Below are 21,343 nucleotides of genomic sequence, written 5' to 3' on the forward strand. Positions count from 1 at the left end.
GTGTATCCTTGTGGAGTTGCCTCGCCGGATCCCGGCGGGCCCCAATGGCGGAACTGGCAGACGCGCCGCACTCAAAATGCGGTATCGAGAGATGTGTGGGTTCGAGTCCCACTTGGGGCACTGGCGGCGGGGCGGTGCGACCGCCCGCGGCCGTTAGTCCTTCCGGCGCTCCGGGTCGAGGATCATATTGGTGATCCTCGCGCTGGACAGCCGCCGTCCCTGCTCGTCGGTCATGACGATCTCGTGCGTGGTCAGCGTCCCGCCCAGGTGGATCGGTGTGCAGGTCCCCGTCACGGTGCCCCGCTGGATCCCCCGGTGATGCGTGGCCCCGATCTCGATCCCGACCACCGGCTTGCCGGCGTGCAGGACCGCGGCGATGGACCCCAGGGTCTCGGCCAGCACCAGGTGGGCCCCGCCGTGCAGCAGCCCGGCGTTCTGCTCGTTGCCGGCCACCGGCATGGTGGCGACCATGCGCTCCACGGTCATCTCCTGGAACACGATGCCCATCTTGGCGGTCAGCGGACTGATCCCCAGCCGGCCCAGCCTGCCGTGGATCTCCTCCGGGATCCCCGAGTCCAGCATGAGCCGCCGCAGCTCCTCGGGCGAGGGGTCCGGCGTGACCCCGGGGACGAAGGCGTAGGGGGCCGCGGCGGGGGCGCGTGTCTGGGCTGAGTCCATGAGCATTAGGCTGGCACCCGTGACTGATTCGAGCAATTCCGCACCTGACACCGCCCAGCGACTGCTGGTCATCGACGGCCACTCGATGGCCTTCCGGGCCTTCTACGCCCTGCCGGTGGACAACTTCGTCACGGACACCGGTCAGCACACCAACGCCGTCTACGGCTTCACCACCATGCTGCTGACCATGATCCGCCAGCAGAAGCCCACGCACGTCGCGGTCGCCTTCGACCTGGACACCCCCACCTTCCGCTCCGAGCAGTATGAGGAGTACAAGGCGGGCCGGTCCAAGACCCCGGAGGAGTTCCACGGGCAGGTCGAGCTGATCCAGAAGGTCATGGAGGCCATGAACATCCCCACCATCACGGTGGACGGCTTCGAGGCGGACGACATCGTGGCGACGATGGCGGCCCAGGCCGAGGCGGCCGGCTGGCAGACCCGGGTGGTCTCGGGCGACCGGGACGCGTTCCAGCTCATCACCGACCGGACCCTGGTGCTGTACCCGAAGAAGGGCGTCTCGGACATCCCGCCGATGGACGCCGCCGCGATCGAGGCGAAGTACGGCGTGCCCCCGCAGCGCTACCCGGACCTGGCGGCCCTGGTGGGGGAGAGCGCCGACAACCTGCCGGGCGTGCCGGGCGTGGGCCCGAAGACCGCCGCGAAGTGGATCGGGCTGTACGGCACGGTCGAACAGGTCCTGGAGCACGCCGAGGAGATCAAGGGCAAGGCGGGCCAGTCCCTGCGGGACCACGCCGAGTCCGTCCGCCGCAACCGCAGGCTCAACGCGCTGGTGACGGACATGGACCTGCCCGTGGCGCTGGAGGCCACCGAGCTCGAGCACCCGGACCACGAGCAGATCGAGGACCTCTTCGACGCCCTGCAGTTCAACGCCGTGCGCCAGCGCCTGTTCGACACCCTCGCCGAACGGCTGGGCGGCGAGCCCGAGGCCGCCCCGGTCGAGCAGACCCCGGACTTCGCGGTCGCCACCACCGCCGAGGAGCTGGAGGCGTTCATCACCGCACACGGGGCCAACCTGGTGGGCGTGCACGTGGTCCTGGACGGGCCCGCCATCCTGCCCAAGCGCAAGATCCCGGCCCCCGGGGACTACGGGGTCCCGCTCGGGGCGGCGCTCGTGGCGGAGGGCGCCGCCGTCTACGTCCCCCTGGACACGCCCGACGCCGGCGCCGGCCCGGTGCTGGCCGACTATCTGTCCCAGTCCGGTGCGCAGAAGGCGGTGTACGACCTGAAGGCGGCCGGCAAGGCCCTCAAGGCCTCGGGTGCCCGGACCGCACTGGGGCGCGCCGTGGCGCTGGCCGGCGTCGTGGACGACGTGCTGCTCTCGGCCTACCTGATCTCCCCGGACCGCCGGGGCTACGGCCTGGACGCCCTCGTCCAGGCGTACCTGCAGTCCACCCTCGAGATGGAGGACGACCCGACCCAGGCCGGGGACCAGCTGGAACTGGACCTCGGGGCGGCCGAGGCCGAGGGGGCCGACGCCGGGGCTGCGCTGCTCCAGGCCCGGGCCGCCGCCACCGTCCGCGCAGCCTGGATGGTGCGCCGGTTGTCCGAGGTGTTCGTGCCCCAGCTGCTCGAGCGCGGGGCCCAGCAGCTGCTGCGGGACCTCGAGATCCCGCTGGCCCTGGTGCTCGTGGACATGGAGCTGGCCGGCATCGCCGTGGACCGGCCCGTGCTGGACGGGCTCTTCGAGGAGTTCACCACGCGGATGCAGTCCGCCCAGGAATCGGCGTGGGCCTCCGTGGCGGAGGCCACCGGCGGGGAGAAGGTCAACCTCGGCTCGCCCAAGCAGCTGCAGGCGCTGCTGTTCGAGAAGCTCGACATGCCGCGCACGCGCAAGACCAAGACCGGGTACTCCACGGACGTGGACTCGCTCACCGACCTGCTGGCCCAGACCCAGCACCCCTTCCTCGAGAACCTCATGCTCCACCGGGACGCCACCAAGCTGCGCCAGACCGTGGAGGGACTGCTGGACACGGTGGCCGGGGACGGGCGCATCCACACCACCTACTCGCAGACCGCCGCCGCCACCGGGCGGCTGTCCAGCCTGCACCCGAACCTGCAGAACATCCCGGTCCGGACCGAGGCGGGCCGGAAGATCCGCGAGGTGTTCGTCGTGGGGGAGGGCTACGGCACCCTGCTCACGGCCGACTACTCCCAGATCGAGATGCGCATCATGGCGCACCTGTCCGAGGACGAGGCCCTGATCCAGGCGTTCCGGGAGGGTGAGGACCTGCACCGCTTCGTCGGCGCCCAGGTGTTCGGCGTGGAGCCCCAGGACGTCTCCTCGGAGATGCGCGCCAAGGTCAAGGCCATGAGCTACGGCCTGGCCTACGGGCTGAGCTCCTTCGGCCTCTCCAAGCAGCTCCAGATCCCCGTCGACGAGGCACGGTCCCTCATGAAGGGCTACTTCGACCGCTTCGGCGCGGTGCGCGACTACCTCAAGGAGGTCGTGGCCAAGGCCCGCCAGGACGGTTTCACCGCGACCATCCTGGGCCGGCGCCGCTACCTGCCGGACCTGAACAGCGACAACCGCCAGTTGCGGGACATGGCCGAGCGCGCCGCGCTCAACGCCCCCATCCAGGGCTCGGCGGCGGACATCATCAAGCAGGCCATGCTGGACGTCCAGTCCGGACTGGTGGAGCAGGGACTGCGCTCCCGGCTGCTGCTGCAGGTCCACGACGAACTGGTCCTCGAGGTCCCGGACGAGGAACTCGACGCGGCCACCACCCTGCTCCAGGAGCGGATGGGAGCGGCCGCGGAACTGTCCGTCCCGCTGGACGTGCACGTCGGCGTCGGGCGGAGCTGGCACGATGCCGCGCACTGATCCCGTCCTGCCCGAGGGACTCCGGCTGCATCGCTTCGAGGTCACCGGCCGCCCGGCCGCGGAGGACCCCGCCGCGGCCCTGTTCCTGCGGACCGTCGAGCGCGGCTTCTACGAGCCGGAGCCGACGGGCACCGCACTGGACCAGCTGCTCGGCTACGCCCACGCGGACGGGCGCACCTACACCGGCGTCTACGCGGCCGGTGCCGACCCGGCCGCCGACCGCCCGGTCGGCACCTTCTCCGGTTTCGACAAGCGCCTGCACACCGGCCGGCGCCGGGAGGTCGACGCCCGCCTGATCTCCGAGGTCACCGTCTCCCCGAGCCATCGCCGCCGCGGGATCCTGCGCGCCCTGATGGAGTCGGAACTGGCGATCGCCGCCGAGCGGGGCCTGCCGCTGGCGGCGCTGACCGCCTCCGAGGCCACCATCTACCGCCGCTTCGGCTTCGGCGCGGCCACCGCCCAGCGCTCCGTCGAGGTGGACCTCCGGGGGGACGCCGCCCTGGCGGGACCGGTGACCGGCCGCGTCGAGCTGGTGGAGCCGGGGGACCTGGCCGGGCTGGGCCCGCGGCTGTTCGGGCAGGCCTACCTGCAGACGCCCGGTTCCGTGCAGCGGATGGCCTCCTACGGCGGCCACGAGACGGACACCATCGAGTCGGGCCGTCACGGGAAGGACCAGGGGCTGTTCGCCGCGGTCCACTACGACGACGGCGGGGCGCCCCGCGGGTACGTCACCTACCGGTTCGCCGGCTGGGACTCGGACCCGGCCACCATCCGGGTCTCGCTGCTGTCCGCCACCACGGCGGAGAGCACCCGGGCCCTGTGGTCCTTCCTGGCGAACCTGGACCTCATCGAGCGGGTCAGCTGGCGCGGCGCGCCGGACGACGGCCTGCTGGAGCACCTGTTCGCGGACCACCGCCGGGTGCGCACCACCGGTAGAGAGGACCACCTGTGGCTGCGCTTGCTGGACCTCCCGGCGGCCCTGCGCGGCCGGTCCTGGGCCCGCGACGGTGAGCTGACCCTGCGGGTGCACGACCGCCTCGGGCACACCGCGGGCGACTGGCGCCTGACCGTGGCCGGCGGCGAGGCCGACGTCGTGCCGCTGGGCGCGGACCCGGACCTGGAGCTGGACGTCGCGGACCTGTCCGGGGCCTACCTGGGCGGGGTGTCCGCCGAGGTGCTCCGCCAGGCCGGGAGGATCACCGAGCACCGGATCGGGGCCGCCGCCGCCCTGGCCGGGATGCTGGCGCAGGACCGGCCCGTCCACTGCATGACCGGGTTCTGACGGACGGTGGTCCCGGAGGGCCGCCCCCGGGAGCACGCCCCGCTTTGACCGCGACTTGGGACGGCGGCTAGACTGGCCGAGCACTTTCTGTGCATACCCAATAATCCAAATCAACCCACTATCCGGGTGTCGCGGTCGTCACGTGTGTCCGCCTGGCCCGGCCGAGTGAACAATCCACATCGGAGCCCCTACTACATGACCATTACCTCCACCGCCCCGCAGGTCGCCATCAATGACATTGGCACTGCTGAGGACTTCCTCGCCGCCATTGATGAGACGATCAAGTACTTCAATGACGGCGACCTGGTCGAAGGCACCGTCGTCAAGGTCGACCGCGACGAAGTGCTCCTCGACATCGGCTACAAGACTGAAGGCGTCATCCCGTCCCGGGAACTCTCCATCAAGCATGACGTGGACCCGGATGAGGTCGTCGCCGTGGGCGATAACGTGGAGGCCCTGGTCCTCACCAAGGAGGACAAGGAAGGCCGCCTGATCCTGTCCAAGAAGCGCGCTCAGTACGAGCGTGCCTGGGGCTCCATCGAGAAGATCAAGGAAGAGGACGGCGTCGTCACCGGCACCGTCATCGAGGTCGTCAAGGGCGGCCTCATCGTCGACATCGGCCTGCGCGGCTTCCTGCCCGCCTCCCTCGTCGAGATGCGCCGCGTCCGCGACCTGGCCCCGTACATCGGCCAGGAGCTGGAAGCCAAGATCATCGAGCTGGACAAGAACCGCAACAACGTGGTCCTGTCCCGCCGCGCCTGGCTCGAGCAGACCCAGTCCGAGGTCCGCTCGAACTTCCTGCACAAGTTGGAGAAGGGCCAGGTCCGCACCGGCACCGTCTCCTCCATCGTCAACTTCGGTGCCTTCGTGGACCTGGGCGGCGTGGACGGCCTGGTGCACGTCTCCGAGCTGTCCTGGAAGCACATCGACCACCCGTCCGAGGTCGTCGAGGTGGGCCAGGAGGTCACCGTCGAGGTGCTCGAGGTGGACATGGACCGCGAGCGCGTCTCCCTGTCGCTGAAGGCCACCCAGGAAGACCCGTGGCAGCTGTTCGCCCGCACCCACGCCCTGGGCCAGGTCGTGCCGGGCAAGGTCACCAAGCTGGTTCCGTTCGGTGCGTTCGTGCGCGTCGAGGACGGCATCGAGGGCCTGGTGCACATCTCCGAGCTGGCCTCGCGCCACATCGACACCGCCGAGCAGGTCGTGTCCGTCAACGACGAGCTGTTCGTCAAGGTCATCGACATCGACCTGGAGCGCCGCCGCATCTCGCTGTCCCTCAAGCAGGCCAATGAGGGCGTGGACCCGGAGGGCACCGAGTTCGACCCGGCGCTCTACGGCATGGCTGCCGAGTACGACGACGAGGGCAACTACAAGTACCCCGAGGGCTTCGACCCGGAGTCCAACGAGTGGCTCGAGGGCTTCGAGACCCAGCGCGCCGCGTGGGAGCAGCAGTACGCCGACGCCCAGGCCCGCTGGGAGGCCCACAAGGAGCAGGTGGCCCGCCACCTCAACGAGGACGTCGAGGGTGCGGCTGCCGCCGAGTCCGGCGCCGCCTCCTACTCCTCCGAGGACCGCGGCGAGGCGGACCAGGGCACCCTGGCCTCCGACGAGGCCCTCGCCGCCCTGCGCGAGAAGCTCACCGGCAACTGATCGGCTGAGCCGCTGACCATCCGGACAGCATGACAGGAAGGCCCCGCACCACCACGGTGCGGGGCCTTCCTGCGTCCGGAGTGCGGCAGGCACCTGACCCGCGACGCGGTCCGCCCCGGGCTCGGACACGCCGGGCTCAGTGCCGGGTGCTGACCGTGACCGTGAACGTGCGGTCACGGGCCACCTGCCGGGTGGGGCCCACCCGTCGCTCCAGTTCGGGCCGGTACATCAGGTGCGAGTTCCACACGCACCACAGCTCGCCGCCGGGGCGCAGCACGCGCGCGCCGGCGTCGAACAGCCGCAACGCCACCCGGGTGTCCACCGTGTTGCCGGCGTGGAACGGGGGGTTGAGCACCAGCAGGTCCTCGCTGGCGTCCGGGAAGGAGGCCAGGGCATCGTCCCGGCGGACCTCCACCTGGGCCGCGACGCCGTTGAGCCCGGCCGACAGGACCGTGGAGGCGCAGGCGTCGGCGGACTGGTCGGTGGCGACCACCGTGGCCTCCCGGCCCCCGCTGCGGGCCCGCAACGCGAGGTGGACCGCGATCGTGCCGTTGCCGCAGCCGACGTCTACGGCCCGCCCCACGTCTCCGATCCCCCCGATGTTCTCGAGCAGGAACCGCGTTCCCGGGTCCACGGCGGTGCCCCCGAAGGTGGAACCGTGGGCCGCGAGGGTGACGGTGCCGACGTCGGGCAGGGTGTGCACCGCCGTGCGGGGGAAGGGGGCGGGCCGTCCGCGGGCCGGGCCGCGCGCGGTGAGGACGCGGGACTTGGAGCGGCCGCGCCCGGGGACCACGGAGTCAAAGTAGCGGTTCAGCACGGTGTTCTGCCGCGGGGTCATGTGCTTGTCCCGGCCCGCGGCCAGCAGGAGGACGTCCTGGGCGGCGTGCTCGGCCACGAGGTGCGCCCACTGCTCCAGGGCGTCGAGCGAGCGGGGCAGGACCAGCAGGACGGTGCGCGCCCCGGCCACCAGGGCGGGGTCCACCGCTCCGCGGTGCAGGGTCCCCGGCAGCGGCGTGGCCCACCGGCCGAGGTTGGCCTCCAGGGACCGCTCGTGGGCCAGGGCGTCCTGCCCCACCCGGACGTCGTGACCGGCCGCCAGCAGGGGGAGCGTGAGTGCACCGTGCCGGTCCTCCAGCACCACGACGGCGTCCCGCGCCCCGCTCCCCGCACCGGCGTGCCCGGTGTCCAGCCAGGACTGCAGGGTGTCCAGCAGCAGCAGGTCCGCGGCGTCGTGGGCCTGCAGTCCGGGCGCCTCGGGGTAGGGCCAGCGGGACAGCGCAACGAACGCGAAGCCCTCCGTCAGGGCCGAGCGGTCGACCGGGGGAGTCTGGCCGAACGGGACGGTGGCGTTCACGGCAGGTCCACCCACTCGCTGCCGAGCGTGCGGAACGTCCCGGCCCCGGCCGTGATGGACGCCAGGCGGGCGGCGAACGCCTCTGTCGAGCGGCCGTCGTCGGGCAGGGCCACCGTCACCGTGGCGGAGGAGGCCCCGTAGTCGGTGTCCTGCACCGCGAACCCCGCCGCGCGCAACTCGTTCTCCCAGCGGCCGGCCTCCGCGTGCGGGGCCTCGACCCCGGCGAGCACCATCCGCTGCCGCGCGAGCAGGGGGGCGGTGTCCAGGACGGCGGACACGGCGTCCGAGTAGGCGCGGACCAGTCCGCCGGCACCCAGCTTCACCCCGCCGAAGTAGCGCACGACGACCGCGCAGACGTCCGAGAGGTCGCGTGCGCCTCCGGTGTCCCTCAGGGACAGGGCCTCCAGCATGGGGATGCCCGCGGTCCCGGCCGGCTCACCGTCGTCGGAGGACCGCATCACGTCCCGGTCGGGGCCGAGGATGAAGGCGCTGCACACATGCCGGGCCTCGTGGTGCTGCCGGCGCAACCCGGCGATGAACTCGCGGGCCTGCTGTTCGGTCTCGACCCGGGCCAGGCACCCGATGAAGCGCGAGCGCCTGATCTCCAGTTCGTGGACCACGGGCCGGGCCCGGGCGGATCCGGGGAGCACCGTGAACCGGGTGGCGCGGGACTCCTCGGGCATGCACCCCAGTCTACGGGGGAGTCCTTTGGTACCTTGAATGTCCGTGCCCCCCGCGCACACGTCCCGGCCCACCGGGGCGAGGCCCACATGGAAGCGCCCGTGATGCTCACGCGACTGCACGACAGGCTCGGTCTGCGGACCGGGCCGCACATCTTCTTCATCTCGGCCCTGGTGATCATCCTGTTCACCGCGGCCATGGCGCTGTTCCCCCTCCAGGTGCAGGGGGCCTTCGGGGTGGTGGCCGGGTTCCTGCGCTACGACGCGGGCTGGTTCTACACCTTCGGGGCGTCCCTGATGCTGGTCTTCGCCGTGCTGCTGGCGGCCAGCCGGTACGGGCGGGTGCGGATCGGCGACGACGACGCCGAGCCCGAGTACTCCGGCCTGGCCTGGTTCGGGATGATCTTCGCCGCCGGCGTGGGCGCCGTCCTGATGTTCTGGGGCGTCGCCGAGCCGATGAACCACTACGCGAACCCCCCGCTGTACGGCACGGAGCCGGCCTCGGACACCGCGGCCATGCAGGCCCTGTCCATCTCCAACTTCCACTTCGGGCTGCACATGTGGGCCATCCTCATCGTGCCCGGGCTGGCGTTCGGCTACTTCACGTACAAGCGCAAGCTGCCGCCGCGGGTGTCCTCGGCGTTCCAGCCGCTGCTGGGGGACGGCATCCACGGTCCGTGGGGCAAGGCGATCGACATCATCTCGATCGTGTCCACGGTGTTCGGACTCGCCGTCTCCGTCGGGCTCGGCGCCCTGCAGATCAACTCGGGGATGAACTACGTGCTCGGGGTGCCGATGGCCGGCTGGATCCAGGCGGTGATCATCGCCGTGATCACCGCCGCCGGGCTGGCCTCCGTGCTGGCCGGCATGGACAAGGGCGTCAAGCGGCTGTCCTACGCCAACATCATCATGGCGGTGGCGCTGATGCTCTACGTGCTGATGTGGGGCGCCACGATGGACACCGTGCGCGGGATCGTGGAGTCGGCCGGCGCGTACCTCTCCAACCTGCCGGCCCTGTCCTTCTTCAACGACACCTTCGGCAGCGGGGAGTGGTCCGGCGACTGGACGGTGTTCTACTGGGCGTGGACCGTCACGTGGTCGCCGTTCGTCGGGCTCTTCGTGGCGCGGATCTCCCGCGGGCGCACGATCCGGGAGTTCGTCGTGGCCTGCCTCGGGCTGCCGACGGCCTTCGTCGTCATCTGGATGGGCACCTACGGACTGAACGCGTTCCGCATCGACCGGGACGGGGAGAACGCGGGGAGCCTGACGCAGACGATCGTCGTGGACCAGCAGGTCGAGGCCGCGCTGTTCCAGCTGCTGCAGTCCTTCCCCCTGTACCTGCCCGTGGCGATCTTCGCCCTGGTCATCATCACGGTCTTCTTCGTCACCTCCATCGACTCCGGTGCGCTGGTCATGGACTCCATGGCCAACGGGCACGAGGACGAGGCCCCCCGGCGTCAGCGCGTGTTCTGGACCCTGGCCGTCGGCCTGGTCTGCACGGCCATCCTGACCACCTCGGGCGAGAACGGGCTGAACGCCCTGCAGGAGGTCATCATCGTCATCGGCCTGCCGGTGATGGTCGTCATGCTGCTGCAGTCGGCCATGCTGCTCCAGGCGTTGCGCGAGGACGCCGGTTCGGTGAAGCCGATCCGCACGCGCCAGTGGAAGAAGGTGCTGCCCATCGAGGAGTACCACCGCCGGGCCCAGGACGAGGGGCACGACATCGAGGACTACGTGATCCGTCCCGAGTACGAGGTGGGCACCGAGCCCGAGCACGACACGCACCAGCCGAGGACCTGGCACTGGCAGCAGGCCCAGGGCGAGCGGGCCCTGCTCCACGTCGGGCTGACCGGGGGGATCGCCTCGGGCAAGTCCATCGTCGCCCGCGAACTGGAGTCCCTCGGCGCCCTGGTGATCGATGCCGATGCGCTCTCCCGCCAGGCCGTGGCCCCGGGCTCGGAGGCCCTGGCGGAGATCCGTGAGGTCTTCGGGGCGGACGTCATCACGGGCACCGGAGAGCTGGACCGGCCGGCCCTGGCCCGGATCGTGTTCGGCAACACCAGCGCGAGGGAACGGCTGAACGAGATCATGCACCCGCGGGTCCGCGACGAGGTGGCCCGGTTGGCGCGTGAGGCCGGGCCGGACGCGGTCGTGGTGGTGGACCTGCCCCTGCTGCTCGAGACCGACTCCGTGCGGGACTTCGACGTGGTCCTCACCGTGGAGGCCCCCGCCGAGACCCGGGTCAACCGCCTGGTGCGCGAGCGGCACCTGACCGTGCAGGAGGCGTGGGAGCGGGTCGACGCCCAGGCCACGGACGCCGAGCGGCGGGACGTGGCGGATGCGGTGATCGTCAACGACGGCAGTGTCTCCGACCTGTCCGAGGCGACCGTGCGGTTCTGGGAGGACCACGTCCAGCCCGTCCTGGACGGGGCCCCGGCGACAGGAGACCGCGATGACTGAGACACCGGCCCAGCGGCCCCGGCTGCACATCGGCCTGACCGGGGGCATCGCCTCGGGCAAGTCCACCGTGGCCGCCGAGCTCGCGGACCTGGGGGCCGTCGTCGTCGACGCGGACGCCCTGGCCCGCGCGGTCGTCGCCCCCGGTTCCGAGGGGCTGGCCCTGGTCCGCGAGGCCTTCGGTCCCGCGGCGATCGCCGCGGACGGGACGATGGACCGGGCCGCGGTCGCGGCCCTCGTCTTCAACGACGCCGACGCCCGGGAGCGGCTCAACGGGATCATCCACCCCCTGGTGCGCTCCGAGGGACGGCGCCTGGTCCGCGAGGCCGGGCCCGACGCCGTCGTGGTCCAGGACGTGCCGCTGCTTGTCGAGACCGGGCAGGCCGGCGCCTACGACCTGGTCCTGGTCGTCCAGGCCGACCTGGACGAGCGGGTGGCGCGGATGGTCCGGGACCGGGGGATGACCGAGGAGGCCGCCCGGGCCCGGATCGCCACGCAGGCCACCGACGAACAGCGCCGGGCCGCGGCCGACGTCGTCATCGTCAACGACGCCGGCCTCGAGGACCTGCGCCGGGCCACCCGCCGCTTCTGGGAGGAGTACGTGGCGCCGGTGCTGGACGGCGCCGGGGGCTGAGCGTCCCCGGCGGGGCGCCGTCCGGGACCACCACCGGGACCACCGGTCTCCGCCGGTGGTGAACCGTACTGCCGAGGTGACTCGAACAGCAGTACGGTTAACGGCATGAGTCTGGCGCAGAAGATCAAACGGCAGGTGGCCCCCTTCGAGGTGATCTCGGAGTTCACGCCCTCGGGCGACCAGCCCAAGGCGATCGCCGAACTGGCCGAGCGCGTCCAGGCGGGGGAGAAGGACATGGTCCTGCTGGGTGCCACCGGCACCGGCAAGTCCGCGACGACGGCCTGGCTGATCGAGAAGGTCCAGCGGCCCACGCTGGTGATGGTCCAGAACAAGACCCTGGCCGCGCAGCTGGCGAACGAGTTCCGTGAGCTGCTGCCGAACAACGCCGTCGAGTACTTCGTCTCCTACTACGACTACTACCAGCCCGAGGCCTACGTCCCGCAGTCGGACACCTTCATCGAGAAGGACTCCTCCATCAACGAGGAGGTCGAGCGGCTGCGGCACTCCGCCACCAACGCCCTGCTGACGCGCCGGGACGTCATCGTGGTCGCCACCGTGTCCTGCATCTACGGCCTGGGCACGCCCGAGGAGTACATCCAGCAGATGGTGACGCTGCGCCGCGGGCAGGAGATGGACCGCGACGCGCTGCTGCGCCAGTTCGTGCAGATGCAGTACGTCCGCAACGACCAGGACTTCCACCGCGGGACCTTCCGCGTGCGCGGGGACACCGTGGAGATCATCCCGATGTACGAGGAGCTGGCGATCCGCATCGAGTTCTTCGGGGACGAGATCGAGACCATCCAGACCCTGCACCCGCTCACGGGCCACGTGGTCCGCGAGGAGGAGGAGATGTACATCTTCCCGGCCTCGCACTACGTGGCCGGCGACGAGCGCATGCACAAGGCGATCGGCTCCATCGAGGACGAGCTGCGGGAGCGCCTCCAGGAGTTCGAGTCGCAGAACAAGCTGCTCGAGGCCCAGCGGCTGCGGATGCGCACCACCTATGACCTCGAGATGATGCAGCAGATGGGGTACTGCAACGGCATCGAGAACTACTCGCGGCACATCGACGGCCGGCCGGCCGGCTCGGCCCCACACTGCCTCCTGGACTACTTCCCGGACGACTTCCTGCTCGTCGTCGACGAGTCCCACGTGACGATCCCGCAGATCGGGGCGATGTACGAGGGCGACATGTCCCGCAAGCGCACCCTCGTGGAGCACGGTTTCCGGCTGCCCTCGGCCATGGACAACCGCCCGCTGAAGTGGGACGAGTTCCTCGAGCGGATCGGCCAGACCGTCTACCTCTCCGCGACGCCCGGCAAGTACGAGCTGTCCCAGGCCGACGGCGTGGTGGAGCAGATCATCCGGCCCACCGGCCTGGTGGACCCCGAACTGGTGGTCAAGCCCACCCAGGGGCAGATCGACGACCTGCTCGAGGAGATCCGGGTGCGCACCGAGCGCGACGAGCGCGTGCTGGTGACGACCCTGACCAAGCGCATGGCCGAGGACCTCACGGAGTACCTGCTCGAGCACGGGGTCAAGGTCGAGTACCTGCACTCGGACGTGGACACGCTGCGCCGCGTGGAGCTGCTGCGCGAGCTGCGCAAGGGCACCTTCGACGTGCTCGTGGGCATCAACCTGCTGCGCGAGGGCCTGGACCTGCCCGAGGTGTCCCTCGTGTCCATCCTGGACGCGGACAAGGAGGGCTTCCTGCGCTCGTCCACCTCGCTCATCCAGACCATCGGCCGTGCCGCCCGCAACGTCTCCGGCCAGGTGCACATGTACGCGGACCGCATCACCGACTCGATGCGCTACGCGATCGACGAGACGAACCGCCGACGCGAGGTGCAGCAGGCGTACAACCGGGAGCACGGCATCGACCCGACGCCGTTGCGCAAGCGGATCGCGGACATCACCGACCAGCTGGCCCGCGAGGACGCGGACTCGGCGGACTTCCTGGCGGGGATGGGCGGCATCAAGTCCGGTTTCGAGTTCGGCAAGGGCAAGCGCGGCTACACCGCGACCATCAGCGACGAGCAGCGCGCGGCGGCCGCCCACACCGTCGCCGGCGGGGACGCGGACCTGGTGGAGCACGACGGCGGCGCCCCGGACTTCGCGAAGCTGCCCGCCAAGGACCTGTCCGACCTGATCGACCAGATGAGCGCGCAGATGCACCAGGCCGCCGTGGACCTCCAGTTCGAGCTCGCGGCCCGGATCCGGGACGAGGTCTCCGAGCTCAAGAAGGAACTGCGGCAGATGCAGCGGGCGGGCCACGCCTGAGACCTGACCGTGGGCAGGGTACACTGGGCCACGGCGTAGGGGAGTATCCCGAACACTGCGGACGTCAGCACGCTGGTCTGACCAGCCGTACGCAGCGGCCTGCCGCACGGCAGGCGGAGAGACTTGCGGCACACACCCAGCGGTGTCCCGTGCCGGCCGTCCCTCGTGCGACGGTCCGGCCGTGGTCACCGGAACCACCACGGAAAGTGACTGCATGGAAATCAATGCGCTGACCTGGATCATCACCATCGCGGTGATCATCGCGCTGCTGCTCTTCGACTACATCTTCCACGTGCGCAAGGCCCACACGCCGACCATCCGGGAGGCGGCCATCTGGTCCGCCATCTACGTCGGCATCGCCCTCGTGTTCGGCCTGGTCTTCTTCGCCTTCGGCGACACCCAGCACGCGATCGAGTACTACGCCGGCTACATCACGGAGAAGGCGCTCAGCGTCGACAACCTCTTCGTCTTCCTGGTCATCATGGCCTCCTTCAAGGTGCCGCGCGAGTACCAGCAGAAGGTGCTGCTGTTCGGCATCACCTTCGCGCTGATCTCCCGGACCGTGTTCATCCTCCTCGGTGCGGCGCTGATCTCCGCCTGGTCGGACGTGTTCTACCTCTTCGGTCTGGCGCTGCTGCTGATCGCGGGCGGCCAGCTCAAGGGCGAGCTCACCGGGGACGAGGAGAACAAGGACGAGGCGGACAACTTCCTGGTCCGCCTGGCCAAGAAGTGGCTCCCCGCCTCCGAGCGCTACGACGGCGACCGGCTGTTCACGTGGGAGAACGGCAAGAAGGTCATGACGCCCATGCTGCTCGTCATGGTCAGCATCGGGCTCACCGACGTCCTGTTCGCCTTCGACTCCATCCCGGCCATCTACGGGCTCACCCAGGATCCGTACATCGTGTTCACGGCCACGGCGTTCTCGCTGATGGGCCTGCGCCAGCTGTTCTTCCTCATCGACGGCCTGCTGGACCGCCTCGTGTACCTGTCCTACGGCCTGGCCGCGATCCTCGGCCTGATCGGCATCAAGCTGATCCTGCACGCGCTGCACGAGAACAACCTGCCGTTCATCAACGGCGGCGAGAACGTCCCGGTGATCGAGATCGAGACGACGGTGTCACTGATGCTCATCGTCGGCATCCTCATCATCACGGTCGTGGCCTCGCTGACCAGCCCCAAGGGGCGCGCCCTGGTGGCCCTGCAGAACGCGGAGAAGTTCTCCTACCGGTACACCAAGCTGGACGAGACGGCGACCGAGGAGGACCGCCGCAAGGCCGAGGCGCTCATGGACAAGTGGACGCACGCGGCCGAACGGGTCTCCCCGCACTACCGCGACGAGCTGCTGGACCACAAGGACAGCTACTCGCAGATCATCCGCACGGCCCACGAGACCCGTCTGGCCTCCGCCCAGGCGGAGGGCCGGGACGTGCCGGCCATCTCGCAGACCATCGTGGACAACGAGGGTCCCACGACCTGATCCCGACCCACCGCACGGGGGCCCGGTCTGGCAGTCGCCAGGCCGGGCCCCCGTCGTCCAGGGCTGGACACCACCCCGGGGACCGGGGTCTATGGTGGCCCCATGTACACGGAGACAGCACCCCAGGCAGACCGTCATGCCCTGAGCCCGGAGCACGCGGAGACCATCCGGGCGTCCTTGCCGGCGGTGGGCGCGAACATCCAGGAGATCACCCGGCTCTTCTACCGCACGATGTTCTCGAAACACCCCGAGCTGCTCGCCAACACCTTCAACCGGGGCAACCAGCGCAGCGGTGAGCAGCAGAAGGCGCTGGCGGCCTCGGTCGCCACCTTCGCCGCCATGCTGGTGGACTCCTCGGCACCGAGTCCCGTCGAGCTGCTGACGCGGATCGGCCACAAGCACGTCTCGCTGGGCATCACCGACGACCAGTACCAGATCGTCCACGACAACCTGTTCCACGCGATCGTGGAGGTCCTGGGCGACGCGGTCACCCCTGAGGTCGCCGAGGCCTGGGACCGCGTCTACTGGATCATGGCGGACGTCCTGGTCAGCTTCGAGAAGGGCCTCTACGACTCCGCGGGGGTGCCGCCCGGAGACGTCTTCGTGCCCGCGCGGCTGGCCCGGCGCGAGCAGCTGACGGGATCCGTGATGAGGTACTCCTTCGAGGCCGAGGGCTTCTCCCAGACCCAGCCCGGCCAGTACACCTCCCTGGGCGTGAGCCTGCCGGACGGTGCCCGGCAGCTGCGCCAGTACTCCCTCGTGGAATGGGACGACCGGGGCTTCTCCGTGGCCGTCCAGCGGGACGGCGAGGTCAGCTCCCACCTGCAGGACCACGTGCGGGAGGGGGACACGATCGAGGCCACCCTGCCCGCCGGACACCTGGTGCTGCACCAGTTCACCTCGCCGATCGTGACGGTCAGCCAGGGCATCGGCTCCACCCCGATGGCCGGGATACTGATGGCGCTGATCCGGCGGCTGGACACTGAGCAGGGGGCGCAGTCCGCTCCGGAGCACCCGATCACCGTGCTGCACGCCGACTCCTCCGAGGCCGACTACGCCTTCGGGGAGCTGGCCCAGTCGGTGACGTCCCGCCTGCACGCGCCGCTCGTGACCGCCTTCCGGGACCAGGGCCAGCGACTGGACCTGAAGGCCCTGTCCGAGGACGGCACCCTGCCGGCGGGCGCGCAGTGGTACCTGTGCGGCGGCAACGCGTTCCTGCAGGACATCCGCGACCAGATCGAGGAGCACAAGACCACCCTGTTCCCCGTGGAGGTCCACTTCGAGCTGTTCAGCCCGAACGACTGGCTGCTGCGCTGAGCGGCGTCCGCCTCAGCCCGTCATCTCCAGCAGCCGCTTCAGGATGGCCGGGCCGTCGTCGCCGATGCCGTCGTGGTGGAATGCGTCGGTCTCCCACACGGTGAGGCACCGGACCCGTCCGGCCGTCTGCAGGGAGAGGTCCCGGTCCACGTACACGTCGTGCGTGTAGACCGCGGCGGCCGTCGGCACCGAGTTGGCGGCGAGCGTGTCCGGGTCGTAGAGCGGTCCCCAGTCGGTGCGGCCCGCCAGCGCCTCGGCCACCGCGCGCAGCGGCCGCAGCGCCGGGTCGAGGTCCGCGTACCAGTCGAAGACCATCTCCCCGGTCAGCAACGGCACCGCCGTGCGGTCCGGGTCGAAGTCGGCCAGGTCCGCCGACCCGGTGAGCAGCCGCTGCGCGGCCCAGCCGGTGTCCGTCCCGCCCGTGTCCGAACGCACGGCACCGGTGCTGGCCGGCTGCGCGTAGATCGACTCGTGCATCACCAGGTAGAGCGGGTTGGTGGCCCGTGAGACCTGCTGGTAGAGCCCGTGCAGGAAGGTGTCGGAGAGCTCGGGGCATCCGGGGCCGGCGAAGGCCTCCTGCAGGAGGTAGTGCAGCTGGTCCACGCGGGTGTTGCCCCCCAAGAGCATCCCCAGCGCCTGGACCCGGCCGACGGTCACGGGCGAACCGTCGGGCAGGCGCGCGGCACCGCCCCGGGCCACCTCGTAGACGCGGGCCAGCACGTCCCGGTCCTGCGGGAAGCGGGAGAAGTACTCCTCATTGCGGTGCCGCATCCGCCGGTAGGTGGCGCGGTAGACCTGCTCGGCGTGGCCGTCCAGGGGGGCCAGTCCGCCGGTGATCAGGGCCCGTTCCACGCCCTCCGGGTGCCAGGAGAGGTAACTGAGGGCGCAGAAGCCGCCGAAGCTCTGCCCGAAGACGGTCCACGGCCCGGAGCCGAGGGCGAGCCGGATCGCCTCGGCGTCCTGCACGATCGACGGCGCCCGGAAGTGCACGAGGTACTCCGCCTGCTGCCGGGCGGTCCCCTCGGCCGGCAGGGTATGACGGGTGACGGGGGAGGAGAGCCCGGTACCGCGCTGGTCCAGCATGAGGATCCGGAAGTCGGCGGCCGCCTGCTTCATCCAGCCACCGAGCCTGGCCTGGCGCATGCCCTTGCCCCCGGGCCCGCCCTGCAGGAATACCAGCCAGGGCAGCTCCTGCCGCCTCCCACGGTGGGCGGCGGCCACGTACTCGCGGGCGAAGACGGTGATGGTCCGGCCGTGCGGCGCCGCGTGGTCCAGGGGGACCTCGAACCAGTGGTCGGCGATCCGCGTGCCGTCCAGCAACGTGGCCCGGGGACCGGCCCGGTGCGCGGCGGGACGCGGGGGAGCGAAGGTGCGGGGGTCACCGGCGACGAGGGCACTCACCCCCGTGCGCCCGCCATCCCGGTCGTCGGCCGGGCGGCGTGCCCGACGCCGGCCCCCGCGGCCTCGCCGGCCCGCTGCAGGGCGCCACCGGCGAGCCGGAAGGTCGTCCACTCGTCCATCGGCTCGGCCCCGAGGGAGCGGTAGAACCCGATGGACGGCTCGTTCCAGTCCAGGACCGTCCACTCCAGCCGGGCGTAACCGCGCCGGGAGCAGATCCCGGCCAGGTGCTCCAGCAGCCGCCGGCCGTGCCCGCGCCCGCGGACCGCGGGATCCACGTAGAGGTCCTCGAGCCAGATGCCGTGCGTGCCCTCCCAGGTCGAGTAGTTCAGGAACCACAGGGCCAGGCCGACCACCCGGGGCGCGGCGTCGGACGCGTCGTCCGCCACGTCCTCCACGACGTGGCAGAACACGGCCGGATGCTCACCGAACAGGTGCCGGTGCAGTTCCTCCTCGGTGTTCCGGACCGCGTCGGGCTCCCGTTCGTAGGTCGCCAGGTCGCGGATCAGCCGCAGGATGTCCGGAACGTCCGTGGGGCGGGCCGGCCGGATGCCGTTCGTCATGGTCGCTGTCTCCATCGTCCTGTCCTTCCTCTCTGTCCTGTCCGTCCTGTCCCGTCCCGTCATCACACGGCCCAGCCGGGCTCGGGCGGGCCCACCGAGACCACCAGGATCACGGGGTGGCCCAGCTCGTCCGAGGCGTCCAGGTCCACGACGGCGTTGATGCCCCAGTCCAGGTTCTGCTCGGGGTCCACGAGGACCTGCCGGACGGCCCACCACCGGGAGCCGGACACTCCGGCCGGCGCGCCGCCGCCGGGCCCGGCCGCCGGGGACGTGTCCACCCGGAAGTACTGGGGACCCCGGGCGGCGGCGCCGTCGTCGATGTCCTCGTAGTCCCCGAAGTACCCGTCCAGGGCCTCGGCCCAGTCGTGCGTGGTGAACGAGTCCCCGGCGGAGGCGCCGAGCTCGCCCAGGGCGCGGTCCTGCTCGTCCCCGAACAACCGCACGCGGCGGAACATCGCGTTGCGGACCATCACGGTGAAGACGGTCCGGTTGGCCGTCAGCCGCGGCGGCTCGGGCGGGGCGAGCTGCTCGTGGTCCTTCTTGAGCTCCTCGATGTCCCCGGCCAGCAGGTCCTCCCACTCCTCGATGAGCGAGGAGTCGGTCTGCTTGACGATCTCGTCCAGCCAGGCCATCAGCACGTCCAGCTCATCGTCCCGGACGTCCTGCGGGATGGTCTGGCGCAGCGCCTTGACCGCGTCCGTGAGGTAGCGCAGCAACACGCCCTCGGACCGGGCCAGTCCGTAGAAGTTCACGTAGTCGGTGAAGCCCATGGCCCGTTCGTACATGTCCCGCACCACGGACTTCGGCGTCAGCTCGAAGTCGTTGAGCCACGGGGCGGAGGCGCGGTAGGTCTCGAAGGACTGCTCCAGCAGCTCCGCCAGGGGTTGCGGGTGGGTGACCTCGTCCAGCGCGTTCATCCGGTCCGTGTAGTCCATGCCCTCGGCCTTCATGGCGGCCACCGCCTCGCCGCGCGCCTTCTTCACCTGGGCGGAGAGCACCTGCCGGGGCGGTTCCAGCGTGGCCTCCACGATCGAGACCATGTCCAGGGCGTACCCCGGCTCCGCGGGGTCCAGCAGCTCGAAGGCGGCCAGGGCGAAGGGGGAGAGCGGCTGGTTGAGGGCGAAGTTCGGCTGCAGGTCCACCGTCAGGTCCACCGTGCGGCCCTCGGCGTCCGGCTCCTGCAGCTTCTCCACGACGCCGGTCGCCAGCAGCTCGCGGAAGATCCCCAGGGCGCGGCGCATCAGGGCGGCCTGCCGGGCCGGTGTCTCGTGGCTGTTGCGGATCAGCCGTCGCACGGCGATCACCGGGTCACCGGGCCGGTCCAGGATGTTCAGCAGCATCGCGTGGCTGATCCGCAGGTGGCTGGACATGGCCTCCGGCTCGGCCTCCACGAGGCGCTCGAAGGTCGCCTTGCCCCAGGACACGAACCCCTTCGGCGGGGTCTTCTTCGGCGAGGACTTCGCGGACTGCTTCATCCGCTTGGACCGTTCGGACTCGTCCTTGACGCCGGCGAACTTGGCCGCCAGCTTCGCCTGGTTCCGGGCGTTCTCGATCACGTGCTCGGGGGCCTGGACGACCACCAGCCCGGAGGTGTCGAACCCGGCGCGACCGGCCCGGCCGGCGATCTGGTGGAACTCCCGGGCGTTGAGGATCCGGGTGCGTTCGCCGTCGTACTTGCTCAGCGCCGTGATGAGCACGGTGCGGATCGGCACGTTGATGCCCACCCCGAGTGTGTCCGTCCCGCAGATGACCTTGAGCAGGCCCTCCTGGGCGAGGCGTTCGACCAGGCGCCGGTACTTGGGCAGCATCCCGGCGTGGTGGACGCCGATCCCGGACCGGATGAGCCGGTTGAGCGTCTTGCCGAACCCCGCGGAGAACGCGAAACCGGCGATCCGCTCCGCGATCGCGTCCTTCTCGGAGCGGGTGGCCACGGACACCGAGGACAGGGACTGCGCCCGCTCCACGGCGTCCAGCTGGGAGAAGTGCACCACGTACACCGGAGCCTGCCGGGTCTCCACGAGCTCGGCGACCTTGTCCTGGACGTGGTCCTCGGACCACTCGTAGGTCAGCGGGATGGGGCGCTCGGCGTGGGCCACCGTGGTGGTGGGCCGGCCGGTCCGTTCCGTGAGGTCCTCCTCGAAGCGGCTCGTGTCCCCCAGCGTGGCGCTCATCAGCAGGAACTGCGCCTGGGGCAGCTCCAGGAGGGGCACCTGCCACGCCCAGCCGCGCTGGGGGTCGGCGTAGAAGTGGAACTCGTCCATCACCACCGGGCCGACGTCCAGTCCGGATCCCTCCCGCAGGGCCTGGTTGGCCAGGATCTCCGCGGTGCAGCAGATGATGGGGGCGTCACCGTTGACGGAGGAGTCGCCGGTGACCATCCCGACGTTCTCCGCCCCGAAGACGTCCACGAGGGCGAAGAACTTCTCGGACACCAGGGCCTTGATGGGCGCGGTGTAGTAGGTCCGCTGCCCGCGGGCGAGGGCGTGGAAGTGCGCGGCCAGGGCCACGAGGGACTTCCCGGACCCGGTGGGCGTGGCCAGGACGACGTTGTTGTCCTGCACCAGTTCCATGACCGCCTCGTCCTGGGCGGGATAGAGGGTGATCCCCCGGGACCGCGTCCAGTCCAGGAAGGACTCATAGACGGCATCGGGGGACAGCCGGGGAGCGTCCGGGGCGGGGATCAGGTCGGAGAGCAGCATCCCTGCCAGCCTAGTTGGCGTTCCGGGGTGGG

General features: G+C 70.6%; 14 protein-coding genes and 1 tRNA gene. 9 read left to right on the forward strand and 6 right to left on the reverse strand.

Annotated elements, in window-relative coordinates; translation table 11 throughout:
* Positions 1–38 precede the first annotated feature (38 nt).
* A tRNA-Leu gene (locus tag GGQ69_RS05650) sits at positions 39–120 on the forward strand.
* Positions 121–153: 33 nt separating this feature from the next.
* Here the strand turns inward: GGQ69_RS05650 and GGQ69_RS05655 are convergent.
* A complete protein-coding gene (locus tag GGQ69_RS05655; RefSeq protein ID WP_183525707.1) occupies positions 154–684 on the reverse strand; it encodes a hotdog fold thioesterase in 531 nt (176 codons plus the stop codon).
* Here GGQ69_RS05655 and polA point away from each other — a divergent pair.
* The 3 genes from polA (at position 677) to rpsA (ending at position 6,452) form a co-directional block, all read left to right on the forward strand.
* The gene (gene polA / locus GGQ69_RS05660) at positions 677–3,520 is read left to right on the forward strand and encodes a DNA polymerase I (RefSeq protein WP_183525710.1); all 2,844 of its coding nucleotides are present in this window, start codon (positions 677–679) and stop codon (positions 3,518–3,520) included. The genes GGQ69_RS05655 and polA overlap by 8 nt on opposite strands.
* The gene (locus GGQ69_RS05665) at positions 3,507–4,802 is read left to right on the forward strand and encodes a GNAT family N-acetyltransferase (RefSeq protein WP_183525713.1); all 1,296 of its coding nucleotides are present in this window, start codon (positions 3,507–3,509) and stop codon (positions 4,800–4,802) included. The genes polA and GGQ69_RS05665 overlap by 14 nt, the downstream gene beginning before the upstream one ends.
* Before the next feature lie 195 nt (positions 4,803–4,997).
* Positions 4,998–6,452 carry a 30S ribosomal protein S1 gene (gene rpsA, locus GGQ69_RS05670; RefSeq protein WP_183525716.1) on the forward strand — a complete coding sequence of 485 codons (1,455 nt, stop codon included), beginning with the start codon at positions 4,998–5,000 and terminating at the stop codon, positions 6,450–6,452.
* A gap of 136 nt (positions 6,453–6,588) precedes the next feature.
* Here rpsA and GGQ69_RS05675 read toward each other — a convergent pair whose 3' ends face one another.
* Positions 6,589–7,806: a class I SAM-dependent methyltransferase gene (locus GGQ69_RS05675; RefSeq protein WP_183525719.1), complete on the reverse strand. Its 1,218-nt coding sequence runs from the start codon at positions 7,804–7,806 to the stop codon at positions 6,589–6,591.
* A complete protein-coding gene (locus tag GGQ69_RS05680) occupies positions 7,803–8,489 on the reverse strand; it encodes a YigZ family protein (RefSeq protein ID WP_183525722.1) in 687 nt (228 codons plus the stop codon). The genes GGQ69_RS05675 and GGQ69_RS05680 overlap by 4 nt, the downstream gene beginning before the upstream one ends.
* A 102-nt stretch (positions 8,490–8,591) precedes the next feature.
* Between GGQ69_RS05680 and coaE (GGQ69_RS05685) the strand changes: the two genes are divergently transcribed.
* The 5 genes from coaE (GGQ69_RS05685) to GGQ69_RS05705 all read left to right on the forward strand — a co-directional run bounded on the left by coaE (GGQ69_RS05685) (position 8,592) and on the right by GGQ69_RS05705 (position 16,651).
* Positions 8,592–10,946 (forward strand): dephospho-CoA kinase, encoded by a 2,355-nt coding sequence (gene coaE / locus GGQ69_RS05685; RefSeq protein WP_255459582.1) that lies wholly within the window; start codon positions 8,592–8,594, stop codon positions 10,944–10,946.
* Entirely contained in the window at positions 10,939–11,577 is a 639-nt protein-coding gene (gene coaE, locus GGQ69_RS05690) for a dephospho-CoA kinase (protein WP_183525728.1), read from the forward strand. The genes coaE (GGQ69_RS05685) and coaE (GGQ69_RS05690) overlap by 8 nt, the downstream gene beginning before the upstream one ends.
* A 105-nt stretch (positions 11,578–11,682) precedes the next feature.
* The gene (gene uvrB, locus GGQ69_RS05695) at positions 11,683–13,857 is read left to right on the forward strand and encodes an excinuclease ABC subunit UvrB (RefSeq protein WP_183525730.1); all 2,175 of its coding nucleotides are present in this window, start codon (positions 11,683–11,685) and stop codon (positions 13,855–13,857) included.
* Between the two features lie 214 nt (positions 13,858–14,071).
* Positions 14,072–15,334 (forward strand): TerC family protein, encoded by a 1,263-nt coding sequence (locus GGQ69_RS05700; protein WP_183525733.1) that lies wholly within the window; start codon positions 14,072–14,074, stop codon positions 15,332–15,334.
* A gap of 102 nt (positions 15,335–15,436) precedes the next feature.
* Positions 15,437–16,651 carry a globin domain-containing protein gene (locus tag GGQ69_RS05705; RefSeq protein WP_183525736.1) on the forward strand — a complete coding sequence of 405 codons (1,215 nt, stop codon included), beginning with the start codon at positions 15,437–15,439 and terminating at the stop codon, positions 16,649–16,651.
* A 12-nt stretch (positions 16,652–16,663) separates the two neighbouring features.
* Here GGQ69_RS05705 and GGQ69_RS05710 read toward each other — a convergent pair whose 3' ends face one another.
* The 3 genes from GGQ69_RS05710 to GGQ69_RS05720 are packed head-to-tail and all read right to left on the reverse strand — an operon-like array spanning position 16,664 to position 21,311.
* A complete protein-coding gene (locus GGQ69_RS05710) occupies positions 16,664–18,052 on the reverse strand; it encodes an alpha/beta fold hydrolase (protein WP_183525740.1) in 1,389 nt (462 codons plus the stop codon).
* Positions 18,049–18,627, reverse strand: coding sequence for a GNAT family N-acetyltransferase (locus tag GGQ69_RS05715; RefSeq protein WP_183525744.1), 579 nt, complete (start codon positions 18,625–18,627; stop codon positions 18,049–18,051). The genes GGQ69_RS05710 and GGQ69_RS05715 overlap by 4 nt, the downstream gene beginning before the upstream one ends.
* Positions 18,628–18,674: 47 nt before the next feature.
* Positions 18,675–21,311, reverse strand: coding sequence for an RNA helicase (locus GGQ69_RS05720; RefSeq protein ID WP_183525748.1), 2,637 nt, complete (start codon positions 21,309–21,311; stop codon positions 18,675–18,677).
* Positions 21,312–21,343 lie beyond the last annotated feature (32 nt).

It is taken from the genome of Micrococcus sp. TA1 (genome assembly GCF_014199555.1).
Lineage (GTDB): Bacteria > Actinomycetota > Actinomycetes > Actinomycetales > Micrococcaceae > Citricoccus.